The 21,866-nt window shown below is 61.7% G+C and carries 10 protein-coding genes and 2 pseudogenes; 6 read left to right on the top strand and 6 right to left on the bottom strand.

Annotated features, from left to right (window positions below):
* Nucleotides 1-23 precede the first annotated feature (23 nt).
* From EBBID32_RS17725 to EBBID32_RS17710, 4 genes and pseudogenes are all read right to left on the bottom strand, one after another.
* A pseudogene (locus EBBID32_RS17725) lies at nt 24-1,318 on the bottom strand (glycoside hydrolase family 125 protein).
* Nucleotides 1,315-3,858, bottom strand: coding sequence for a glycoside hydrolase family 3 C-terminal domain-containing protein (locus tag EBBID32_RS17720; protein ID WP_006962452.1), 2,544 nt, complete (start codon nt 3,856-3,858; stop codon nt 1,315-1,317). Before EBBID32_RS17720 ends, EBBID32_RS17725 begins: the two are co-directional and overlap by 4 nt.
* Nucleotides 3,855-6,425 (bottom strand): glycosyl hydrolase 2 galactose-binding domain-containing protein, encoded by a 2,571-nt coding sequence (locus EBBID32_RS17715; protein ID WP_051093375.1) that lies wholly within the window; start codon nt 6,423-6,425, stop codon nt 3,855-3,857. Before EBBID32_RS17715 ends, EBBID32_RS17720 begins: the two co-directional genes overlap by 4 nt.
* A gap of 47 nt (nt 6,426-6,472) precedes the next feature.
* A complete protein-coding gene (locus tag EBBID32_RS17710; protein WP_006962448.1) occupies nt 6,473-8,746 on the bottom strand; it encodes a beta-N-acetylhexosaminidase in 2,274 nt (757 codons plus the stop codon).
* Between the two features lie 901 nt (nt 8,747-9,647).
* Here EBBID32_RS17710 and EBBID32_RS17705 point away from each other — a divergent pair.
* The 5 genes from EBBID32_RS17705 to nagE are packed head-to-tail and all read left to right on the top strand — an operon-like array spanning nt 9,648 to nt 16,843.
* Nucleotides 9,648-10,388: a GntR family transcriptional regulator gene (locus tag EBBID32_RS17705; RefSeq protein ID WP_006962446.1), complete on the top strand. Its 741-nt coding sequence runs from the start codon at nt 9,648-9,650 to the stop codon at nt 10,386-10,388.
* A 28-nt stretch (nt 10,389-10,416) separates the two neighbouring features.
* Nucleotides 10,417-11,460 carry an SIS domain-containing protein gene (locus EBBID32_RS17700; RefSeq protein ID WP_006962445.1) on the top strand — a complete coding sequence of 348 codons (1,044 nt, stop codon included), beginning with the start codon at nt 10,417-10,419 and terminating at the stop codon, nt 11,458-11,460.
* The gene (gene nagA / locus EBBID32_RS17695; RefSeq protein WP_006962444.1) at nt 11,457-12,587 is read left to right on the top strand and encodes an N-acetylglucosamine-6-phosphate deacetylase; all 1,131 of its coding nucleotides are present in this window, start codon (nt 11,457-11,459) and stop codon (nt 12,585-12,587) included. Before EBBID32_RS17700 ends, nagA begins: the two co-directional genes overlap by 4 nt.
* A 60-nt stretch (nt 12,588-12,647) precedes the next feature.
* The gene (gene ptsP, locus EBBID32_RS17690; RefSeq protein WP_006962442.1) at nt 12,648-15,152 is read left to right on the top strand and encodes a phosphoenolpyruvate--protein phosphotransferase; all 2,505 of its coding nucleotides are present in this window, start codon (nt 12,648-12,650) and stop codon (nt 15,150-15,152) included.
* A complete protein-coding gene (gene nagE, locus EBBID32_RS17685; RefSeq protein WP_006962440.1) occupies nt 15,149-16,843 on the top strand; it encodes an N-acetylglucosamine-specific PTS transporter subunit IIBC in 1,695 nt (564 codons plus the stop codon). The genes ptsP and nagE overlap by 4 nt, the downstream gene beginning before the upstream one ends.
* 5 nt (nt 16,844-16,848) lie before the next feature.
* Here the strand turns inward: nagE and EBBID32_RS17680 are convergent, their stop codons facing one another.
* Nucleotides 16,849-17,754, bottom strand: coding sequence for an ROK family protein (locus EBBID32_RS17680; protein WP_006962437.1), 906 nt, complete (start codon nt 17,752-17,754; stop codon nt 16,849-16,851).
* 542 nt (nt 17,755-18,296) lie between these two features.
* Here EBBID32_RS17680 and EBBID32_RS17675 point away from each other — a divergent pair.
* Nucleotides 18,297-21,005: pseudogene (locus EBBID32_RS17675) on the top strand (TonB-dependent receptor).
* Nucleotides 21,006-21,070: 65 nt separating this feature from the next.
* Here EBBID32_RS17675 and EBBID32_RS17670 read toward each other — a convergent pair.
* A complete protein-coding gene (locus EBBID32_RS17670) occupies nt 21,071-21,865 on the bottom strand; it encodes an IclR family transcriptional regulator (protein WP_006962428.1) in 795 nt (264 codons plus the stop codon).
* Nucleotide 21,866 lies beyond the last annotated feature (1 nt).

Below are 21,866 nucleotides of genomic sequence, written 5' to 3'. Positions count from 1 at the left end.
TAGCGCGCGGCGGGTCAGGTGGTTCACAATCTTTCTCCCAGCAGTGCGGGTTTGCGCCGCGCCAGGTCCAGCATCAGTTCGCCAAACAGGCCGTTGGCCCATGCGAACCAGTGGCGTGTAAAGGTCTTGGGATCGTCCTGATCAAACGCTTCATGCATGAAGCCGGTCCCGGCATGGCTGGCCTTGAGCCAGCGCAGGCACTGGCGGATGGTGGCGTCGTCGTCGCTGTTCATGGCGTGCATGATGATCGCCATCGGCCAGATCATACGCAGCCCGGCATGGGGACCGCCAATGCCCTGCGCCGCCTGGCCCTTGAAGAAATAGGGATTGCGCTCGCTCCAGGCTGCGGCCGCCGTCCGCCGGAACAACGGGTCGTCGGCTGGCAGCGCGCCCAGATAGGCCAGTGCCGACAGGCTCGGCACATTGGCGTCGTCCATGAAATGGCCGTTGCCAAAACCATCCACCTCATAGGCCCAGAGCCGGTCGCCCGTCGTCGGGTCGATCATCGTGCCATGCGCGCGGGTGGCGGCCTCGACCTCATCGGCCAGCGCCCTCGCATCGCTGGCCAGCGCATTATCCTGCGCCGCCTCGCTCGCGACCACCGCCAGCTTGCGCAGCGCGGCCACTGCAAACAGATTGGCCGCGACGAGGAAAGGAAAGATGCAGGCGTCGTCGGACGGGCGATACATGCTGTGGATCATCCCGACTTTGCGGGTCGGCGCGCCATAGCCGTTCAGGATCAGCGTTTCGGTGGCCAGCTTGTCGCGGCGCAAGAAACGGTAGGGACCGGGACCATCCACGCGCTGCTGCTCACGGAAAGTGCGGATGCTGGTCCGCGCGCCTTCTCGCCACAAAGCATCGAATGGCGCGGAATCGACGCTCACCCGCCAATAATCATGGGCCAGCCGCATCGGATAGCAGAGCGAGTCCACTTCCCATTTCCGTTCGGCAACGCCCGGCTTCATCTCGGTATCATCCGCCAGCGCCCAGGGCAGGCTGGTCGCTGCGCCGAACTGTCGCGCAGCCACAGACATTCAATGTCGCCGGTGATCACGAAGGCATCGGGCTTGCCGTCCACCTCTGCCATGAACACGGTCGTATCGAGTGTGTTGGGATAGCAGTTGCCAAACATCCACCGCAGTTCGGGATCGCCTATCCCCGCCGAGATGCGGGCGATTTCCCGCTCCACCGCCGGGCTGGAGAAACGGCGGTCGGCAGGGGCGGGGCGCTTGCTGGCGACCCGCGGCACAGCGCCGATGGACGGCGTCGCGGCCATGGCCAGACTGGCGGCGATCATGGACCGGCGGTCTATCCTCATTTGGGCAATTCCTGCATTCCGCTGATCGTGAAGGGAACTTCCACGCCGCTTGCCGCGCCCGGCTGCCCCCCGCCGATGAACAGGCGATAGGCACCGGGCCGCACCGCCCGCAGGCCATCACGATCCACCGTCGACAAGGCGCGCGGATCGAGCGTGAAGCTGATCATCCTGTCCTTGCCCTTTTGAAGGATCACCCGCTGGAAGCCGATCATGCTGTGGCGAAGCACCGGATCATTGAAATCGCCGACACGCTGCCACTTTTCAGGCGGTATGAGATAGGCCTGCGCCACTTCCTCACCGTCGCGATCGCCACTGTTGCGCAGCCGCGCCTTGACGGTCAGCGTGGTGCCGGCGGCAATCTCTGAAGGCGCTTCGATACGGTCATAGGTAAAATGGGTGTAGCTCAATCCGTGACCAAAGCCCCAGAGCGGGGTGCCATGAAAATAGCGATAGGTCCGTTCGCGCATATTATAATCGACGAAGGCGGGCAGGTCGCGCGTTCTGGTGTAGAAAGTGACCGGCAGGCGACCCGATGGGGCATAGCGCCCTTCGATCAGGTCGCTGATCGCCGTCCCCCCCGCCTGGCCGGGATACCAGGCGGCGATGATCGCATTGGCATTGTCCTTGGCCCATTGCATCGCGACCGCGCTGCCGGACAGGAGGACCACCACCAGCGGCTTGCCTGTCGCCTTTACCGCTTCCAGCAATTGCTGCTGCGCTTGCGGCAAGGCGATGTCGGTGCGGTCGCCGCCGGAAAAGCCCGGCACCTCGATCTGCAAGGCCTCGCCCTCGACCGCTGGCGACAGGCCGACAAAGGCAATCACCGCATCGGCGGTCCGTGCCTGTGCAACAGCAAAGCTGCGCTGGGGTAAAGGCGGCGCAACCCAGGTCAGCCGTATGCCTTCATCCTCGCTTGCGTGCGACAGTTCCAGCCGGATTTTGCGAGGACGCGCATCATCGAAGTCCAGCCGCACCTCGACCTGGCTATTGTCGCCCGTGTCGGCGATGACCGGTTGGTCGTCGATCCACAGCCGCACCGCATCATGACCATTGCAATCGAAACAGCGCGGCACATCTATGCGCAATATATGCCTGCCTGCACCTTCCGGCATCAACGTCCCGGTCCAGCGCACACCATAGCGATCGGACGGAATGCCGGGCGCTGGGGGCGTCCGGTTCCAGTCGAAATCGATCCTTTTATGCGTCTGGGTGACCATCGCCGCGCCCGTCATGGCCGGGTCAGCAAAAAATTCGGCCTTCAGTCCCGTGGCAAAGGCGGTTTCGGGAATGACCACCGGCACCCCCTCCGCCAGGGTCGATCCCTGGGCATAATGGACGTCGAACCTTTTACGCAGCGCAGCCAGCGGAGTTACCGGATCAGCGGCCGTGCCATGATAATTGGCCTCCAGCACATCCAGACTGTCGGCATTGGGACCAATCACCGCAATCCGCGCACCCCGTTTCAACGGCAGGACGCCGTCATTTTGCAACAGGACCAGCGACTTGCGCGCCGCTTCGAGCGCCAGCGCCTGATTTCGCGTCTTGTCGACGGCGTCGATGCCGTCCCACCGGCTCTTCGCGCCAAATGCGTCGCCCAGCGCCTTGCGCACGACAAAAGTGCGCGCCAGCGCGGTATCGACCGTCTCGTTCGACGTCAGCCCCTCGGCCAATGCCTTGTCCAGCGCGGCATAGGCCTTGCCGCAATTCAGGTCCATGCCCGCGTTGATCGCTACCGCCGACGCAGCGGCATTGGTCTGACGATAGCGTTGGTAATGGTTGATGTTGCCGATGGCGTCGCAATCCGACACGACCAGCCCATCAAAGCCCCAATCCTTGCGAACCCGCTGGTTGAGCAGCCAGTCGGATGCACACACCGGCACCCCATGCACACTGTTATAGGCGCACATGACCGACAGCGCCTTGCCTTGGGTCAGTGCCATGCGGAAGGCGGGCAGGTAGGTCGCTTCCATGTCATAGGCGCTGGACTGGACATTGAAACTGTCGCGCCCGGCTTCCGGACCGCTATGCGCGACCAGATGCTTGGGCGTGGCGATGACGCGCGGCTGCGACAGGTCCGGTCCTTGCAACCCCTTCACATAGCCGACGGCCAGGCTGCCGGTCAGCAGCGGATCTTCGCCGTAGGTTTCCTGTCCCCGGCCCCAGCGCGGATCGCGGAAAATATTGATGTTGGGCGACCAGATGGTGAGACCTTGATAGCGCCGCCGGTCCTGTCCCGGCAGGCCATTATATTTGGCGCGCGCTTCGGTCGAAACGACCGTGCCGATCCGCTCCATCAGGTCAGGATCCCACGTCGCGCCCAAACCGATCGCCTGCGGAAACACCGTAGCGACGCCATTGCGGGCAAGGCCATGCAGCGCCTCGTTCCAATAGTCGTAGGCGGGCAGTTCTGGGCCGTCCGCCGGGGCACTCGATTGCAACTGTGCCGCCTTTTGCGCGGGCGTCATCTTGGCGATTTTCGCCGCAATATCGGGGGCGACCGACGGCGTCGCCGCTGCAAGCAGGCACAGAATGGCGCTCACTTGCCCGACCCCAGATGACGCAGTTCCAGCGCTGTTTTCAGTTGCTTGGTGGGCACGCTGGATGTGATGGAAACGGTCACGCTCTCTCCGGGCAGCAGGTCGATATAATTGTCGGACGCGCTGGCATCGTGTGCGCCGAAACCGATCCACAGACCGCGCGTCAGGCGGGTTGTCGTCACGGTCAGTTGCGGCTTCCCGTCTGTCCCGGTCGACCATGACGTCGTCAGGCCTGGGTCCGGCAGGGCCATGCTCTTTTCGGGTAAGGCAGACACCAGAACGCGAGACACGGGCTGTCCGTCCACCATCAGTTCCGCAACAGCAAAGCTGCGCGTCCGGTCGGCCGCGCCGAACAGGGCGTCGTCGGTCATGTCGGCAATGCTTGTCGCCGACAGGGGGGCAAGTGTTGCTTCGCCTACCTTCACGATGCGAGCCGTGCCGTCCACATCAACGATACGCAGCCGCCAATGCGCTGTCATCGGTGTTGTTTGGTCCGATATCAGCGACACTTGTGTCATGCCGCTGTCCCGCCGTCCTGCGGCAATGGCCACCGGCGCGAAGAAGCGGCGCGCGACATAGTGCAGCGCCTTCCAGCGGCCATAATAATCGACGCTGGACCAGGACGCGCCGGGCCAGACATCATTGAGCTGCCAGTAGAGCGATCCGGTGGTTTCGGGGCGGCAGGCGCGGTGGTGCAGCGCGCCCAGCGCAATGCCATCGGCCTGCATAGCCTGGCTCAGATAGACGAAATCGGCAAAATCGCGGGGCGTACGATAACGCTGCTCGATATAGAGCAGCAGACGCTCCTGGCCTTCACCCTTCAGGAATTTCTGGTGGGCGCGCATCACGGGGGATGTGATCGACAGGTCCTCCGGCTTTGCGAAGGCGCGGATGGTCGGCATGACCGGCATCGCCTGAAGCCCATATTCGGACATGAAGCGGGGGCAGCTTTCCAGATAGGCAGTCGCGGGCTTCTTACCGCCCCAGACGTCCCAATAATGGCGATCGCCATCGCCATCAACGTCCGGCTTGCCCTCATAATTGGTGCTGGGTGATCCCGGCCAATAGGGCACATCGGGATCACGTCGTTCGGCCGCATCGCGCAACACCTGGTTGAACAAAATGGCCATGCCGACGCCGACCCGTTCCTGCTCGTCGGCACCCACCCGCTTCTTGAAGGCGATGCGGTCCGACCAGTTTTCCCAGCCCGACAGCACTTCATTATTGCCCGACCACAGCACGATCGAGGGATGCGCCTGTACCCGGTCGACCTGCTCTTCGGCCTCGATACGTACATTTTCGCGGAAATCCCGGTCATAGGGCGTTACTGCCCCGCCGAACATGAAGTCCTGCCAGACCATCAGGCCCAGCCGATCCGCAGCGTCATAGAAATTGTCAGGCAGATAATGGCCGCCGCCCCAGATGCGGACCATGTTCATGTTGGCGTCGCGGGCATCGGTCAGGATAGATGCCATACGGTCCGCCGTCACGCGCGGTGCGAAGCTGTCGAACGGGATGACATTGGCGCCCTTCATGAAGATCGGCAGGCCGTTGACCTTGATCTGAAAGCCACGTCCCTTCGCGTCGGCTTCCCGCACCAGTTCGACGGTGCGAAGCCCGGTCGTGCGGGTGGCGCTGTCCACCGGTTCGCCATTGAAGCGAATATGGGTCTGGACGCTATAGAGGGGCTGCGCGCCATAGCCGACGGGATACCAGAGTTGCGGTTGCGATATAGAGAGCGGGACAAGAACCCTGTTCACGCCAGTGCTGACATGAATGTCGCGGGTGGAAATGAACGCCCGGCCATCGGGACCGGTGACCGTCATGTCCACCCGTGCCTGGCCACCGCGATCGGCGACCAGTTCGACATCAGCGGCGATGCGGGCTTCCGCTTGTGTCACCGCTTCCTGCACGACCCGCAGGCTCCCGATACGCAGGGCATCCCACGCATCGATCTTGATGGGACCATTCGGCCCGATGTTGAGAATGCGTGGCCCCCAGTCCCAGCCATAATGATATTTCGGCTTGCGAATATAGGGCGATGTCTGGCGCGCTTCCGGCTCGTCACCAAAGACACTGTCATATTCGCCGGGCAGCGGATTGGCGAGCGGCAGCACCTTGGGCTGCAACATCTTGAGCGGGGAGGAGAAGCGGATCAATATCTCGTTCGTGCCGGCTTTCAGTAGCGGCTTCACATCCGCCCGCCAACGGCGATGGGCATTGTCGGTGGACAGGACCGTCATGCCATTCACCTGCACCGTGGCGAAGGTGTCGAGGCCGTCGAATAGCAGATCGACATGATCGCGCGCCAGCAGCGCTGCCGTCGCATTGATCCGTCCGCGATAATCCCAATCGCTGCGCCCTACCCACTGGATCGTCGCTTCGTTCAACCCCACGAACGGATCGGGCGTCAATTGCTGCGCGATCAGGTCGGTCTGCACCGTTCCCGGCACCGTGGCGGGCAGCCATCGTCCCGCTTTCGGATGCGCCTTGATCGCCTCTGTTTCAGACGGGGCCAGACGCAATTCCCAGCCCTGGTCCAGCCGATATTCCGATCGCGGGGCGGCCATGAGCGTCGCTGGTGCGACAGCGATCAGCAGGGCAACGGCGCGATAGATCACCGGCGATCCTCCAGCGTGACGGCTTCTACTGCATAGAAAGGATCGGACAACGATGACGTGAATTGAAAGCACATATCCGCGTCGCTCTTCTGTTCAACCAGCGCCGTGCGGAACTGCATCCGGCTGGGTGCCGTGTGCGGATCAGGCAGTGGGAAGCTGGCCAGGACTGCGCCCTCGCAGCCGCCTGCGCGGACCACCAACTCGCCATGGGCGGTGACGGCATAATGTTCGCGCAACGCGCTCGCTTCATGCGCCAGGCCATAATGGCGCGGCAGGCGTGCGACATGGATGGTCGCGCCGCTCGCTTCCGTCAGCGGCGCACCAGTCCATTGGGTACAGGTGTCGAAGATATTGACGTTGAAGGCCGGCGCATCGTCGCTCTGCCCGGATAGCAGCGGCACGCGCAGGCCCAGCGCGCCTTTCGGGCAGGCCGACAGATCGGACGCTGTGGCGCGAAGCAGCGCGGCACGGGACGCATCGAACCTGCGTGGCAAGGCGGCAGGCCGTCCGTCGGCCAGAAAGGCGGCAGCTTCCACCATTGTACCGGTGGGGATGGTGACAGGGGCGGCATAGGCGCGGGCCTTGGCCGATGCCTTGCCATTGCTGGCGTAGCGGATCGCACCCGCCCCCGCCTGCGTATCCATCACCAGCCTAACCTTGCCGCTCCGCAGGGCGTCACCCCGGCTGCCCTGCACCCTGAAATTGACGGCAAAGGCGCTGTCGGCCGCGGCGATGCCCTCACGCTGGTAGCGCAGCATTTGCGGATCGAGGCGGGCGACAAAGCCTTTCCAGTCGCGCTTGTCCTTAGGGGACCAGGTCAGTTCGGCCAGTGCCGACAGGCGCGGGAATATGGCATGTGCCTTCTGCTTGGCGGTCGCCAGATATTCCGACCAGGCATTGGCCTGCGCGCCCAGCACATGCTTAATCCGTTCAGGATCAATCCCCGCCGGTGCCGGATCATAGCTGTAGACTTGTTCGAGCGTTTGCACCGCCAGACGGCCGGGCGGTTCGTCGCTGCGGTCGGACTGGAGATTGTCGAAATACAGGTTGGGGGCGGGTGACAGGACCACGTCATGCCCCTTGTTCGCCGCGTCGACCGCACCTTTTTCCCCGCGCCACGACATGACCGATGCACTGGTCGGCACGTCACCTTCCAATATTTCGTCCCAGCCGATCAGGCGGCGCCCCTTCGACGTCAGATATTCGCCAAGCTGGGCGATCATCCATCCTTGCATCTGGTTTTCGGTTTTCAGGCCGAGCGCGGCCATCTGCGCCTGGACTTGCGGCGATCGCTGCCACTGGTCCTTCACGGCCTCGTCCCCGCCGACATGGATGAATTGCGACGGGAATATTGCCAGCACTTCATCCAGCACGTTGCGGATGAAGGACATGCTGCGTTCGGACGGGGAAAAGAGCCATGGATTGACGCCCCAGTCATGGCCGGTTCCCGGCTGATCGCCCAGCACGCCAACCTCTCGCGGATAGGCCGCAACAGCGGCCTGTGCGTGCCCCGGCATGTCGATTTCCGGCACGATGGTGATACCGCGCTCTGCCGCATAGGCGACCAGCGCCTTCAACTGCGCCTGCGTGTAGAAGCCGCCGACCTTCGGCCCTGGCTCGCCACCCGATGATGGCGGCGTGCGCCATCCCCCAATCTCGGTCAGCCGGGGATAGCGTTTGATTTCCACCCGCCATCCCTGGTCATCCGTCAGGTGCAGGTGCAGGACATTCAGCTTCTGCGCAACCATGGCATCGACGATAGGATAGAGCGTCTCGATCGGCTGAAAATGCCGCGCCACGTCCATCATCAGCCCGCGCCAGGCAAAGCGCGGCGCCTCTGAAATCGTCATGGCCGACAGCACAACGGCATGACCAAATTGCGCATCGGGTGACAGGAGCTGGGCAAGGGTCATCGCACCCCATATCAACCCCCGATCCCCGCTGGCGCTGATGGTCACGCCCCGCGAGTCAATCACCAGATGATAGGCTTCCCCGCCCGCAATCGCCGGATCGCGCTGGAAGCGAATGGTTCCGCCCGATCCGCTGGACAATTTCATTCCGCGATCCATCATGACCCGTTCGATCAACAGCTGCGCGGCCACGCTCGCTCCGTCATCGCCATCGGGGACGGATATGATGCTACCGGTGCCGATCCGCACCATCCCGGTGCCCGGCATGACTTGCGCAGGCATGGGAATCAATGGTGGCGCGGGTGCTGCATGGGCTACCGTCGCGGCAGCCAATATGGGCAGGACGAGGAGGCGGCGCATCGGCGTAAGCTCCTTTGCTATGGCGGATACCCTTGTGCATCCCGCCGGTTCTGGAAACAAGGACGGGCGACCCCGTGCAGTGGGCCGCCCGCGGCAGTTGCCTGCCTAGAATATGCCTGCCGTTTGGAGAGTGACAGGCATAAGGGAGGAACGGAAAGGTCGGTCACACCGTTGATACAGGCCATGCCCTGACGGATGGACCAGCCCCACACGATCAGAAGCCTATGTTGATGCTGCCGACGCAGGCGCGTTCGTTCTTGTAGAAAGGGGGTGGCGTTGCCCGCGCCTCGGCAGGAGCGACGGCGTTGCGCAGGTTTGCCTGGATGCCAATCCCGGCACAGTCCAGCGAGGACTCAGGAGCCGACGGCTGCGCAATCAATGATGAGGAATGTCGCAAAACCATTAATGTCCCTAAATCCTCTGGCGCATGCGCCGATTTTGTCGCGCAGGCGGACCCGGCAATCCAACCAGGCGCTGCTACTGGTTATTCACAGGTATTATATAATGTGAATGTGGTATCGACTATGGTATATCCTGAATCGGGAAAATCCACTGAAAAATGCATTTTGGGCGTCGAAAAACGAAAAATTACGCTAAACCACTGTAAAATAAATGATATGTGGCAAATTCATGGTCATCAGGATTTGGCCATATGTTCCAGCCATCGACAAAATGTGTGGCAGATATGCCAGTTTCTCTTAGATTCTCGCCTTTACCTTCACTTGCGCGCGCGTTTGGAGATTGGCCTGTCCTCGCCTTGGTGTCCATGTTAGGAGATGATCCTACCGATGAAAAATAGGACTTGAACAATACCATTATATAACCTAAACCCTCGGTTGTGCTTGATCAAACCCTCCACTACGTTCGGTCCTTTGGGATGCCGACTTATTCCGGGGGTATTATGACGTCCTTTTCAAACCGTATCGGGCAGTTGCGGGAAGACCTGCGAATTCCATTATATCTCCAATTGCAGCAGTTGGTGCGCCAGGCCATCGAAACGCGCCTGCTGGTTCAGGATGATATGATCCCTGCCGAACGGGATCTGGCGGTGGAATATGGCGTTTCGCGCATCACGGTGCGCAAGGCGATTGACGGACTGGCACAGGAAGGGCTTGTCGTGCGTCGGCGTGGCGCAGGGACGTTCGTGGCTGCGCGCGTCGAAAAAAGCTTTTCAAAACTATCGTCCTTTTCCGAGGATATGATTGCGCGGGGGCGGCGTCCCAGCAGCAAGTGGCTGGCCAAGTCCGAAGGGCTGGTGACACCTGAAGAATCGCTCTCGCTTGGCCTATCGCCCGGCACGCAGGTCTATCGTTTTCAACGTATGCGCTTTGCCGACGATGTGCCGATGGCAATCGAATATTCCACGATTGTCGGGCGCTGCCTGTCTGGCGTCGGTGCTGTCGATGATTCGCTCTATGCCGCGCTGGAAGCGGTCGGCAATCGGCCGGTGCGCGCATTGCAACGGCTGCGCGCGATGCATTTCCCATTGGAGCAGTGCAAGCGGCTGGGCGTCGAAACGGGCCATGCAGGCCTGTTCATTGAACGACGCGGCTTTCTGGCGGACGGCGAAGCCGTTGAATTTACCCAATCCTATTATCGGGGCGACGCCTATGACGTCGTTGCCGAACTTAACGCAACGTAGCGCGGTCGGTCGCGCGTCAGGGGGTTAGATGTCCAATGTTGAGCTGCAATCCGGGACATCCGCGATGCGGCAGGAAGCAGGAGAGGGCGGCGAAGCGGTTGCCCGTTTTCTTGCACGCAATGGCCCGGCGCTTGATGCCCTGTCGCAAAGACTGCGCGCCAGCCCGCCGACTCTGGTGATCACCTGCGCGCGCGGATCGTCCGATCATGCCGCGACCTACGGCAAATATCTCATCGAAACGCTGCTTGGCTTGCCCGTTGCGTCGGCGGCGCCCTCGGTCACCTCGGTCTTTTCGACAGAATTCCAGCAAACCAGCGCGCTGTTGATCGCCATTTCCCAGTCGGGCCGCAGCCCTGACCTGCTATCGACCGTCGAGCGGTACAAGGCTGCTGGCGCCTATATCGTTGCACTCATCAATGACGAAGATTCGCCGTTGGCAACGATGGCTGACTGCCTGTTGCCATTGTGCGCAGGAACCGAGACGTCGGTTGCGGCGACCAAGTCTTTCATTGCCTCACTCGCAGGGCTGGCGGCAATCGCGGCATGGTGGCGCGATGATGCCCGTCTGCGCGATGCCCTTGCCCGCCTGCCAACCATGCTCGACATGGCCTATGAACTGGATTGGACCCCTTTGGTCGATGCGCTGGCGGATGCGCGCAATCTGTTCATCATAGGTCGGGGTTATGGTCTGTCCATTGCACAGGAGGCAGCGCTCAAGCTCAAGGAAACCTGCGGACTCCATGCTGAAGGTTTTTCGAGCGCGGAAGTGCGCCACGGCCCGATGGCCATTATAGACCAGGCATTTCCGGTCATTGCCTTTGCGACATCCGACAAATCCGGCGATGATGTGCTGGCTGCTGCTGCCCAATTTGCCGATCGCGGTGCCAATGTGCTGCTGGCCGATTGTCGCGCGGGCGCGGACAGTCCGCTGCCCACGCTCGCCACCCATGCACTGCTGGAACCGATATTGCTTATCCAGTCCTTCTATGCCGCTGCCGAACGGCTTGCCCGCGCGCGCGGTTTTGATCCAGACCAGCCACCCTATCTGCGCAAGGTCACTGAAACCCGATGAGCATGACGGGGTTTCGCAACGGCCGTATATTGACCGGACGACGCGCACTCGATGGCGTAGTGCTGCATATTTACGGGCAATTGATCGGCGAACTCGTGCCGATCGGCGATAGCGCGACTGCCATTGATCTGGAAGGCGGCTATCTAGTCCCCGGCTTTATTGATACCCAGGTCAATGGCGGCGGCGGTATATTGTTCAACGAACGCATCGACACCCGCAGCATTAGACGGATTGGCGCCGCGCACGCGCGCTTTGGCACGACCGCTTTTCTGCCGACGCTGATCAGCGCACCGCTGGAGGATGTCGCGGTTGCGCTCGACGTCGTCGATCAGGCGATAGAGGGTGGGGTGCCCGGGGTGGTCGGGATCCATATCGAAGGTCCATTCCTGTCCGACGCGCGACGCGGCATTCATGATTCGGCACATTTTCGTCCCCTTGACGACGAAGCCATTGCTCTACTTACCCGGCCCAGATGGGGTGTGGTGATGGTGACTTTGGCTCCTGAAGCCAATGATCCTGCTGCGGTAGAGGCGCTCGTACGCGCGGGTGTCATCGTCAGCATTGGCCATAGCAACGCGACTTATGCCCAGACGCGCGCGGCTATTGATGCTGGCGCACGGGGCGTGACGCATTTGTTCAACGCCATGTCGCCGCTGCATCATCGCGAGCCAGGCGTTGTCGGTGCCGTACTGGAGGATGACACGCTCTATTGCGGCCTGATCATGGATGGTGTCCACGCCCACCCTGCCGCAATCCGCGTGGCACTGGCTGCCCGTCCGCATGATCGGTTCATGCTTGTGACTGATGCCATGCCGACCGTGGGATGCGACGACAAGAGTTTCGTCCTGAATGGCGAGACGATCCGTGTAGAGGACGGGGTTTGCGTCAATGCGCAAGGGACATTGGCCGGATCGGATCTCGACATGGCGCAGGCGGTGCGGAACATGCACGGCATTGGCGTCTCGCTGGACGAGGCTGTGGCTATGGCAAGCGTCAACCCGGCTGCATTTTTACGCCTGTCGGATCGCTATGGCATGATCGAACCAGGCCATCGCGCGGATTTCGTCTGGCTGGACCGGGATCTTCGGGTCCGCGGCACATGGATCGGCGGTCAGCGGCTATTCTGAGCCTGTTCGGCGCAGGTTGAAATTTGGCTCCTGGCGGATGGCCGGGATGAAGGGAACGCAATGGGATCAATCATCCTCACCTCCCCGCTGCATGGCTGGACAACGGTCATGGACGATGTGCCGGATGCTGTTTTTTCCGGCCGGATGCTGGGCGATGGCATTGCGATAGACCCGTTGGCCGGGTTGCTCCACGCGCCGTGCGATGGCGAAATCATGATCCTGCACGCCAGTTGCCATGCCGTGACATTGCGTGGCGAGGGCGGGGTTGAGGTGCTGATGCATCTGGGCATCGACACTGTTGCGCTGGGCGGCAAGGGGTTCGATCCGCTGGTCACCGTGGGTGATCGGGTGGCGCGCGGCCAGCCGCTCATCCGGTTCGATCTCGATGCCGTGGCACAATCCGTCCCGTCACTGATCACACCGATTATCATCACCAACGCCGAATCTTTCCGTATCCAACGCTGCGTTACCGGGCAGTTGGTGGGCGTTGGCGAAGGCATATTGTATCTGGAGCCAGTCGAAGCGGCCGTAGCACTGGTCGCCACGACGGATGGCGCAAACCGAGCAACCTCCACCCTATGCGTTCCGATGGTCCATGGCATCCATGCCCGACCTGCTGCGCGCATCGGCGAAGCGGCCCGCGCCTTCGTCGCGACCAGCTGGCTGGTCAAGGACGGGTGTGAGGCATCGACCCGCTCGCCGATCGGCCTTTTGCAGCTGGGCATTCGCTTGAACGACCAGATCGACATTGTGGCAACGGGCGAGGATGCGGCGGCGGCTGTCGCCGCTATCCGCGCGCTGATTGAAAGCGGCATGGACGAGATTGAAGGGGCAGGGCATCCCGTCGCCGTCCAGCCTATGCTGTCCGGCTCACGCATACTGCCGGACGGCGCGCTGGGCGGGACACTCGCTGCGCCCGGCTATTGTGTCGGCACTGCGCATTGGCTGCGCGTCGTTGATATTGACCTGCCGCGCGACGGGCAGGGTATTGATGTGGAAAATCAGCGCCTCAACGACGCGATCCATGTGATGCGGCAGCGACTGACACAATCTGGCGGCCATGATGCCGATGCGGCCATCCGCCGCGCCCATGCGGCCTTCCTGGACGATCCTGCGCTGCAACATAGCGCCTTTGCGCATGTCGATGCGGGGCGCGATGCCGGCCACGCATGGCGGCACGCCTGCCGCGACATGGCGGGAACGATGCGGGCCATGGGCGACGCGCGTTTCGCAGAGCGGGCCGATGATCTGCTCGATCTGGAACGGCAGGTGCTGCATATTCTGACCGGCACCCCGGATGAAGTCCCGTCCTTCCCGCCTGGCACGATCCTTTTGGCTGACGAACTTGTGCCTTCGCAGGTCATGGCGCTGGATACGCATGTGGTGGGTATCGCGCTGGAAGGCGGTGGCCCGACATCGCATGTCGCGATATTGGCCGCCAGCCGGGGGCTGCCCATGCTGGTCGCGGTGGGGCGGCCGCTCTTTGCCATTGCCGACGGAACGCCGCTCATCCTTGACGCCGATGATGGTTTGATCCTGCCCGATCCCGCGCCAGAGACGCTGGCGGCGGCAAGAGCCAAAGTCGTGCGCAGGTCGCAGGCGCGCGCCGACGCGGTTGCCAGTGCCGCGATGCCCTGCGTCAGTGGCGACGGGATACGAATCGAGGCATTCGCCAATCTCGGTTCGCTGGACGACGCAGATATCGCCATGGCAAATGGTGCCGAAGGATCGGGCCTGCTCCGCACCGAATTTCTCTTTCTCGAACGCGATTGCGCGCCGGACATCGCCGAACAGGCGGCACTGTACGGCCGCATCGCTGCGCGGCTGGACGGCCGCCCGCTGATCATCCGGCTGCTCGACATTGGCGGGGACAAACCGGCCAGCTATCTGCCGATAGCGGCAGAGGAAAACCCAGCGCTGGGTTTGCGCGGTATTCGCGTCGGCCTTGCCATGCCAGACATACTCGACCGGCAATTGCGCGCCATATTGTCGGTCGTGCCACATGGCCAATGCCGCATCATGGTGCCGATGGTCGCTAGCGTCAGCGAATTGCTGGCGGTGCGGCAACGGGTGGATGCGCTGCGGCGGGAATTGGTGATTGATCATCCGGTCGAAGTCGGCATCATGGTTGAAACGCCAGCCGCCGCCGTCACCGCCGCGATGCTGGCGCGCCATGCCGATTTCCTCTCGATCGGCACCAATGACCTGACCCAATATGCGCTGGCGATGGATCGCGGCAATCCGGCGGTCGCGGCTGGTGTCGATGGTCTCCATCCAGCGGTACTCGGCCTGATTGCGCTGACGACGGCCGGTGCGAGTACCCACAAGCGGTGGGTCGGTGTCTGTGGCGGATTGGCTTCAGACCGGCTTGCAATCCCGCTATTGCTGGGGCTGGGTGTCACCGAATTGTCGGCCGCACCCCATTTTGTGCCTGATCTCAATGCGTTGGTGCGCCGCCTGTCCATTGCTGAGTGTCGCCGTCATGCTGAAGCGGCGCTGCAACTGGAATCCGCCGATCAGGTACGCGCGCTGGCGCGTCGTTTCGAGGAAGGGCTGTCGCAATGAGGAAGATTGTCGGATCGCTCCAGCCGATCGGTCGCGCCCTGATGCTGCCGATCGCGGTATTGCCGATTGCCGGGTTGCTGTTGCGGCTGGGCCAGCCCGACCTGCTGGGCATTCCCCTGCTGGCAGCGGCAGGCGACGCGCTCTTTTCCAGCCTGGGTCTGTTGTTTGCCATCGGCGTCGCTACGGGGATCGCGCGCGACGGCAATGGCGCGGCGGCGCTTGCAGGGGTCGTTTGCTATCTGGTGACCATGCACGGAGGGCGCGCGCTGATCGCCGTCCCGTCCGATGTGATTGCCGGTCTGACCGACTCGCTGGCGCAAACCGTTGCGCAGGCTTGGAAGGCCAGGGCTTTTGCCCGGCTGGACGTGCCCATCGGCATTGCGTCCGGCTTGATCGGCGGTTCGCTCTATAACCGCTACGCCACGATCAGCGTACCTGCCTTTCTGTCCTTCTTCGGCGGTCGACGCTTCGTGCCGATCGTCGCCGGAGCAGCCGGGGTGGGGCTGGCATTGGCGGTCGGGGGCAGTTACGCAATGCTGGATGCCGGGCTGGATCATGCCAGCCATGGATTGGTTGCGTCCGGCCATCTGGGCCTGTTCGGCTTTGGTGTCATCAACCGTTTGCTGCTTGTGACCGGTCTGCACCATATTCTCAACAATGTCGCCTGGTTCGTGCTGGGCGATTTCAACGGCACGACGGGCGACTTGCGCCGTTTCTTCGCTGGCGACCCCCATGCCGGGGCGTTCATGGCGGGCTTTTTCCCGGTGATGATGTTCGGGCTGCCCGCAGCGTGCCTCGCCATATATCGCGCGGCGCTGCCAGACCAGAAAAAGGCGGTCGGCGGCATGTTGCTCAGCCTGGCGCTGACATCCTTCCTGACCGGCGTTACGGAGCCGATCGAGTTCAGCTTCATGTTCCTCGCCCCGTTGCTCTATGCCATCCACGCCGTGCTGACTGGCATCGCGATGGTGATCATGGACGTGCTGGGCGTCAGGCTGGGCTTCGGCTTTTCCGCGGGTTTGTTCGACTATCTGCTCAATTTCGGTCGTGCGACCCGGCCATGGCTGCTGTTGCCGGTGGGGGTTGCCTATTTCCTGACCTATTATAGCATTTTTTCTTTCGCCATCCGCCGCTTCAACCTTGCGACGCCAGGCCGCCAGCCAGCCGAAGCGCAGCCCGATGCCGTCACACAAGGCGGGGAACGCGGCGCGGCCTATCTGGCGGCCTTGGGCGGCAGCGCTAATCTCCAGACGATCGGCGCTTGCACTACGCGGCTGCGCCTAGTGGTCAGGGATCAGGCTGGTGTAAACGACGCTGCCCTCAAGGCGCTCGGTGCCGTCGCTGTCTTGCGTCCGTCGGCGCAGGCGGTGCAGGTGATCATTGGTCCGATCGCAGATCAGGTTTCGGAGGAAATCCGCCTGGCCACCACACAGGCTGTGGCTCCGTCGCAAATCGCACCGGTCGTCGCGGAGCCGCCAGCATCTGCGCCAGTCGAAGCGCGGGCCGATATTGTGGCGGCGCTGGGCGGGGCTGAGGCAATTGTCGATACCCGCCTGGTTGCGGGGCGGCTGCGGATTTCCTTGCAACGCCCGGTGGATATTGATGCCCTAGCGACCATCACCGACGTGCGCGGCGTTGCATGTATCGACGATCGGACCCTGCACATCATCGGGCAGGATCTGACTCGATAGCTTACTTAGAGTCGGTCGATCCCGTTCAGCGCATCCAGCGCCAGTGCGACTGTGCCCAGCGGCCCGGCCTGATCACCCAGCATGGGCGTGCGGACAACCGACGCAATAGTCGCGTCGCTGATATAGGGCAGGTAACCGCCAGCCAGCGTCACGGCCGTGGCGCGTATCCGGTCCAGCAGGTCGGCGCGGCCCGTACCAACGCCACCGCCGATCAATATCCGTTGCGCGGCCGTGTTCATCAGGATCGTGGTGACCAGATGGGCGATATCGCTGGCGACGAAATCCCAGCGCGGATCGTCGCTGGCAATGCTGTGTCCGGGCGCACCAAAGCGCCGGGCCAGAGCCGGACCTGAAACCAGCCCCTCGATACAGTCGCCGTGAAAGGGGCAGGAACCGGCGAAATCATCGCCCGGGGCGCGCCGTACCTGAATATGACCAATTTCAGGGTGCAGGGCACCATGGACGGTGCGCCCGTTGAAGGCAAAGCCGCCGCCGACGCCAGTGCCGATGGTGATGTAGCACAGACTGTCGGATGGCACCGGCCCTTGTGCGCCGGCGCCCCACCGCAATTCCGCCAGCGCTGCGCCGTTTACGTCAGTGTCGATGACCACCGGGCAATCGAATGGAGCGGTTAGCTTGGCGTAGATATCAGCGCCTGCCCAGCCGGGCTTGGGCGTTGGCAACATGACGCCGAAATCGCGCGCCTGCCGGTTGAGCTGCAACGGACCGAAACTGCCGATCCCCATTGCTGCATAGGGCGTTTCATGATGCCAGGTGCGCAGGATATCGACCGCAGCACCCAATGTCGCTTGCGGCGTGGTGGTCGGGATGGTGCGATGGTCGATGATCTTTTGCCCCTGCGCACGCAGGACGACCACCTTCGTTCCGCCCAGTTCGACACCGGCCAACATTGCCTGGCTATTTCCTACCATATCCACCCGATCATTCGCCTGATTGGTTCTTCACTCGCCCCATGACGGGGTACATAAGCGTTCGCGACAGTTTTCCGCGCCTGACGAACCATATCCCCATAAAGCCTGAATTGGTCTTGTCGCAAGACGGGAAACGCACATGATATATGCCCCTCACCATGGTACCATTTGATTGCCGCATTGCCCACCATGGCCGCGCCTGATTCTACGCGAATGCCATGTGAACGATTGTAAAAATACTGATTTCGCAAGGGACTGACCGCCCATTGCGCAAATGGGATGTTTTGGAAAGCTATTTTCATATCTAAAATTCAGTCATTTATGCGTCCCTGTTCCGCCGACACCGGTGACATGTCATTTTTGTGTAGATTTTGCCGGTTCTGAATATAACATGGACATAACCAAAGCGTGGATTTGGTTATCAGGTTCGACCTGAATCCACAGCGTTGGGAAGAATCGGGCGGCCAGCAATATGGCCGGGGAGTTGTCGGCGCGCAGCGCCGCAATTGGGGGACTTTTTCATGACTTTGCGGCATATCGCATTATTGACGACCAGCGCTCTGGTCGCTGTGTCCTTTACGGCTCAGGCGCAGGACGCGCCGCAAGCATCAGCGTCCAGCGATCAGGACAACATCGTGGTGACGGGCTACCGCGCGAGTTTGCGCGATGCGATCGAAATCAAGCGCAAGGCAGATTCGATCGTTGATGTCATCAGCGCCGAAGATGTCGGCAAATTCCCTGACAGCAACATTGCGGACTCGCTGGCCCGCCTTCCCGGTGTCACCGTCGATCGCCAGTTTGGCGAGGGCGAGCAGCTGTCCATCGCAGGCGTCGAACCGGCGCTCAACCGCTTGACCATTGACGGCCATTCGGTCGCGTCCGCCGACTGGGGTGGCAATCCGTCCGACCGGTCGAGCCGCACCTTCAACTATTCGCTGCTGGCACCGGCCATCGTCAGCCAGGCGATCGTCTACAAGACGCCGGAAGCCCGCCTTCAGGAAGGCGCGATTGGTGCCAGCGTCGATGTCGTTACCCGTAAGCCGCTGGACCTAAGCGCCAACACCTTCCGCTTCAACGGCGGCTATGAATATAACGATCGCGCGAGCCGTGGCAGCCTACGCGGTTCAGCACTCTACAGCTGGAAGAACCAGGATGAGACCTTCGGTGTGCTGGCCGCCGTCAATTATGACAAGGAGCAGTTGAGCCGGGCAGGTGTCGCATCCTACTGGTACCGCACTGGCGCCGCTCTGCTCGATAACGCAAATTCCAGCGCCCTCGTCAACGGCAAGCGGATTTCCGACCTGACCAATGCCGAACGCACCGAGTTCAGCGACTCCCGTTATGCGTCCTTCCTGGCCCGCGAGTTCTTCAAGCAGGAGCGTGAACGCATCGGCTTCAATGGCGCTGTTCAGTTCCGCCCGGCCGAAAACCTTTCGTTGACCGGCACTGCGCTGATCATTCGCGGTAATTACGACAATGTGTCCAATTCGATGTACACCTATGGCTTTGAAGGTTCGCGCATGCTGAGTGCGCAATCCTCCAACGGCATCGTGACGTCGGCGACCTTCGCTGGCATCCCGGATGGCACGAACGGTGCCACCGGCCAACTCGACACCAACTTTCGCCGCACCCGCGTCAAGAATGACACATTCTCTGCAATGCTTGACTGGCAGCCGGAAGGCTGGCTGATCACCGGCAATGCGGGTTATACCAAGGCTACTGGCGGCAAGGACCCTGAATATCTGCTCGATTTCCGCACCAAGCAGGGCTTTACCGCTGGCGCCAATGGCAAGAACACGATCGTCGATTGGGACTCCGCGGCGAGCGATCCAACCAAATGGCTCAGCAATTTCACCGCCGTTGGTGGCGAAAATCTCAGCCCTTCCGATCAGGCGGCCAATGGCGGCGTAGCCTTTTTCGGTCGGCAGATTGGCGGCATTCCGCTCCAGTCTGCCTTCACCAAGGATGACGAGAAGTTCGGCGAACTGAACTTCAAGCATGAAGTGAACTGGGGACCGGTTACCCACCTTCTGTTCGGCGCGCGCTTTGCCGACCATTCCAACAGCAATACGACCTTCAGCAACGCGGTGTTCACCAACCAGAATTTCACTCTGGGTGACCTTGATTTTTATGTGCTCGACAAGGATCTGTACAAGGGGTTGGGGACGACCGGAAATGGCACGCCATATGCTACATTGGACAAGGACGGCATCATCGCGGCGCTTGACCAATATGGCAATGTCCAGATTGACCGTGGCCTGGCGCGAAACGAATATTTCAAGGTCGATGAAAAGATCGGCGCGGCCTATGTCCAGGCGAATTTCGAGGCTGGCAAACTGCGCGGTAACGTGGGCGTCCGTTTCGTTCATACCAAGGACGTCTCGAACTTCTATGTTCAGAGCAATGGTGCGTTTGAACTGACCCGCGTGTCCAACAGTGACGATCGTTTCCTGCCCTCGATCAACCTGATCTATGATGCAGGTGATCAGGTCGTCTTGCGCGCCGCTGCGGCAAAGGTCATGGCGCGTCCCCGCTATTCCGACCTTGCCGGGTCGATCTCGCTGGACGATGCGACCCGGTCGGGCGGCGGTGGCAACCCGGATCTCAAACCCTATGCGGCGACCAATTACGGCCTGTCTGCCGAATGGTATTTCGCACCGGGCAGCTTCCTGTCCGCCGAAGTCTTTTACCGCGATATTTCCAACTATGTCGGCAACGCGGTGCAGGATGGTGTAACCTTTACCAATCCAGTGACCGGCCAGACGCTGGATTATTCGATCTCGCGTCCGGTCAATGGCGGCAAGGCCAAGGTTACGGGCTTCTCGCTGTAGGGTAACGCCAACCTGATCGCCGGTTTCGGCGTCCAGGCGAGCTACACTTTTGCCGATGCGGAAACGCCCTTTGCCAATGGCCTGCCCTATCTGTCGCGCAGCACCTTCCAGATCTCGCCCTATTTTGAAAGTGGCCCGATCCAGGCACGCGTCAGCTACAACCGTCGGTCGAAATATTTTTACCGCTTCGGGCGTCAGCAGTCGCAGGATTACACCGCCGCCTATCGCCAGGTGGATGCGCAGATTTCCTACGCAATTTCCGATGCGATCCAGTTGACCGCGACGGCATCCAATCTGCTGGATGAAACCTATTATCAATATAGCTCGACGCCCTCGGCACCGACGTCGATCTACAAGAACGGACGTGTTTTCTCAACCAGCGTGAGCGTCCGCTTCTAACTCTCTCCAGATGTGCCCATCGGCCCGTCTCTCCTTCGGAGGGGCGGGTCCTTTTTATATTGTGATTATACCCCGGTGCCGCCGGCCCAGCCCAGTTCGCGCGAAATGCGTTGAGCGGTCTGCTCGATCCTGTTGTGGCTTTCTTCCAGCGACGGGTGATCACGCTGATCTATCGGGGTAAGATAGGGCACCGTCAGCGCAGCGACGATGCGCCCGTCGAAACCGAAAACGGGACAACCCAGGTCAAGGACGCCAGCCAGTCGGCGGCTTTCCATCCGCGCGCGGCCATGGCGTTTGACGGCCGCCAGTTCGGCGGTGGGCGGGCTGCGCCTGCTACCCAGTGCCTCCCGCCGCGCGTCGTCATCCATGAAGGCCAGCAGCACCCGTCCGGAACAGCTTGCGACCAGGTCGATATGCGTGCCGACGCGCAGCGCAAAGCCTGCCGCGCCGGGATTTTCCTGCCGCGCGACAATCAGGCCATGATCCTCAACCGGAACGACAAGGTGACAGGATTGGCGTATGTCCGTCGCCAATATGTGCATATGGGGCATCGCCACATGCAGCAGTTCCTGTGCCAGCGTCGCGCGATGGGCGACATCCAGCAGATGATAGGCTACCCGATACCGGTCGCCATCATCCTTGGCCAGCCATCCACGCCGCGCCAGCACGACCACCACCCGAAACAGTTCACTGATGGACCGGTCCAGCTTTTGCGCGATGTCGCTGATGGTCAGCCCCTGCGGCGCCGTCGTGAGTAATTCGATAATGTCGATGCCCTTTTCCAGCGCTGGCGCCAGATAAGTCGGGGCATCCTTGCGCGGCTGCTCCGTCGCGTTCGACGCCTTTTTCCTGCCTGTCATT

Origin of the sequence: Sphingobium indicum BiD32, from assembly GCF_000382885.1 — a bacterium.
Lineage (GTDB): Bacteria > Pseudomonadota > Alphaproteobacteria > Sphingomonadales > Sphingomonadaceae > Sphingobium > Sphingobium japonicum_C.
The sequence above is the reverse complement of the archived record's forward strand: the minus strand, read 5'-3'. Positions and strand labels throughout refer to the sequence as shown.

Bases quoted from the DNA above. Each gene is read 5' to 3' on its own strand.
- EBBID32_RS17715 (WP_051093375.1), bottom strand. From the start codon at position 6,425: ATGGCCGCCCCGCGATCGGAATATCGGCTGGACCAGGGCTGGGAATTG.
- EBBID32_RS17710 (WP_006962448.1), bottom strand. From the start codon at position 8,746: ATGCGCCGCCTCCTCGTCCTGCCCATATTGGCTGCCGCGACGGTAGCC.
- EBBID32_RS17705 (WP_006962446.1), top strand. From the start codon at position 9,648: ATGACGTCCTTTTCAAACCGTATCGGGCAGTTGCGGGAAGACCTGCGA.
- EBBID32_RS17700 (WP_006962445.1), top strand. From the start codon at position 10,417: ATGTCCAATGTTGAGCTGCAATCCGGGACATCCGCGATGCGGCAGGAA.
- nagA (WP_006962444.1), top strand. From the start codon at position 11,457: ATGAGCATGACGGGGTTTCGCAACGGCCGTATATTGACCGGACGACGC.
- ptsP (WP_006962442.1), top strand. From the start codon at position 12,648: ATGGGATCAATCATCCTCACCTCCCCGCTGCATGGCTGGACAACGGTC.
- nagE (WP_006962440.1), top strand. From the start codon at position 15,149: ATGAGGAAGATTGTCGGATCGCTCCAGCCGATCGGTCGCGCCCTGATG.
- EBBID32_RS17680 (WP_006962437.1), bottom strand. From the start codon at position 17,754: ATGTTGGCCGGTGTCGAACTGGGCGGAACGAAGGTGGTCGTCCTGCGT.
- EBBID32_RS17670 (WP_006962428.1), bottom strand. From the start codon at position 21,865: ATGACAGGCAGGAAAAAGGCGTCGAACGCGACGGAGCAGCCGCGCAAG.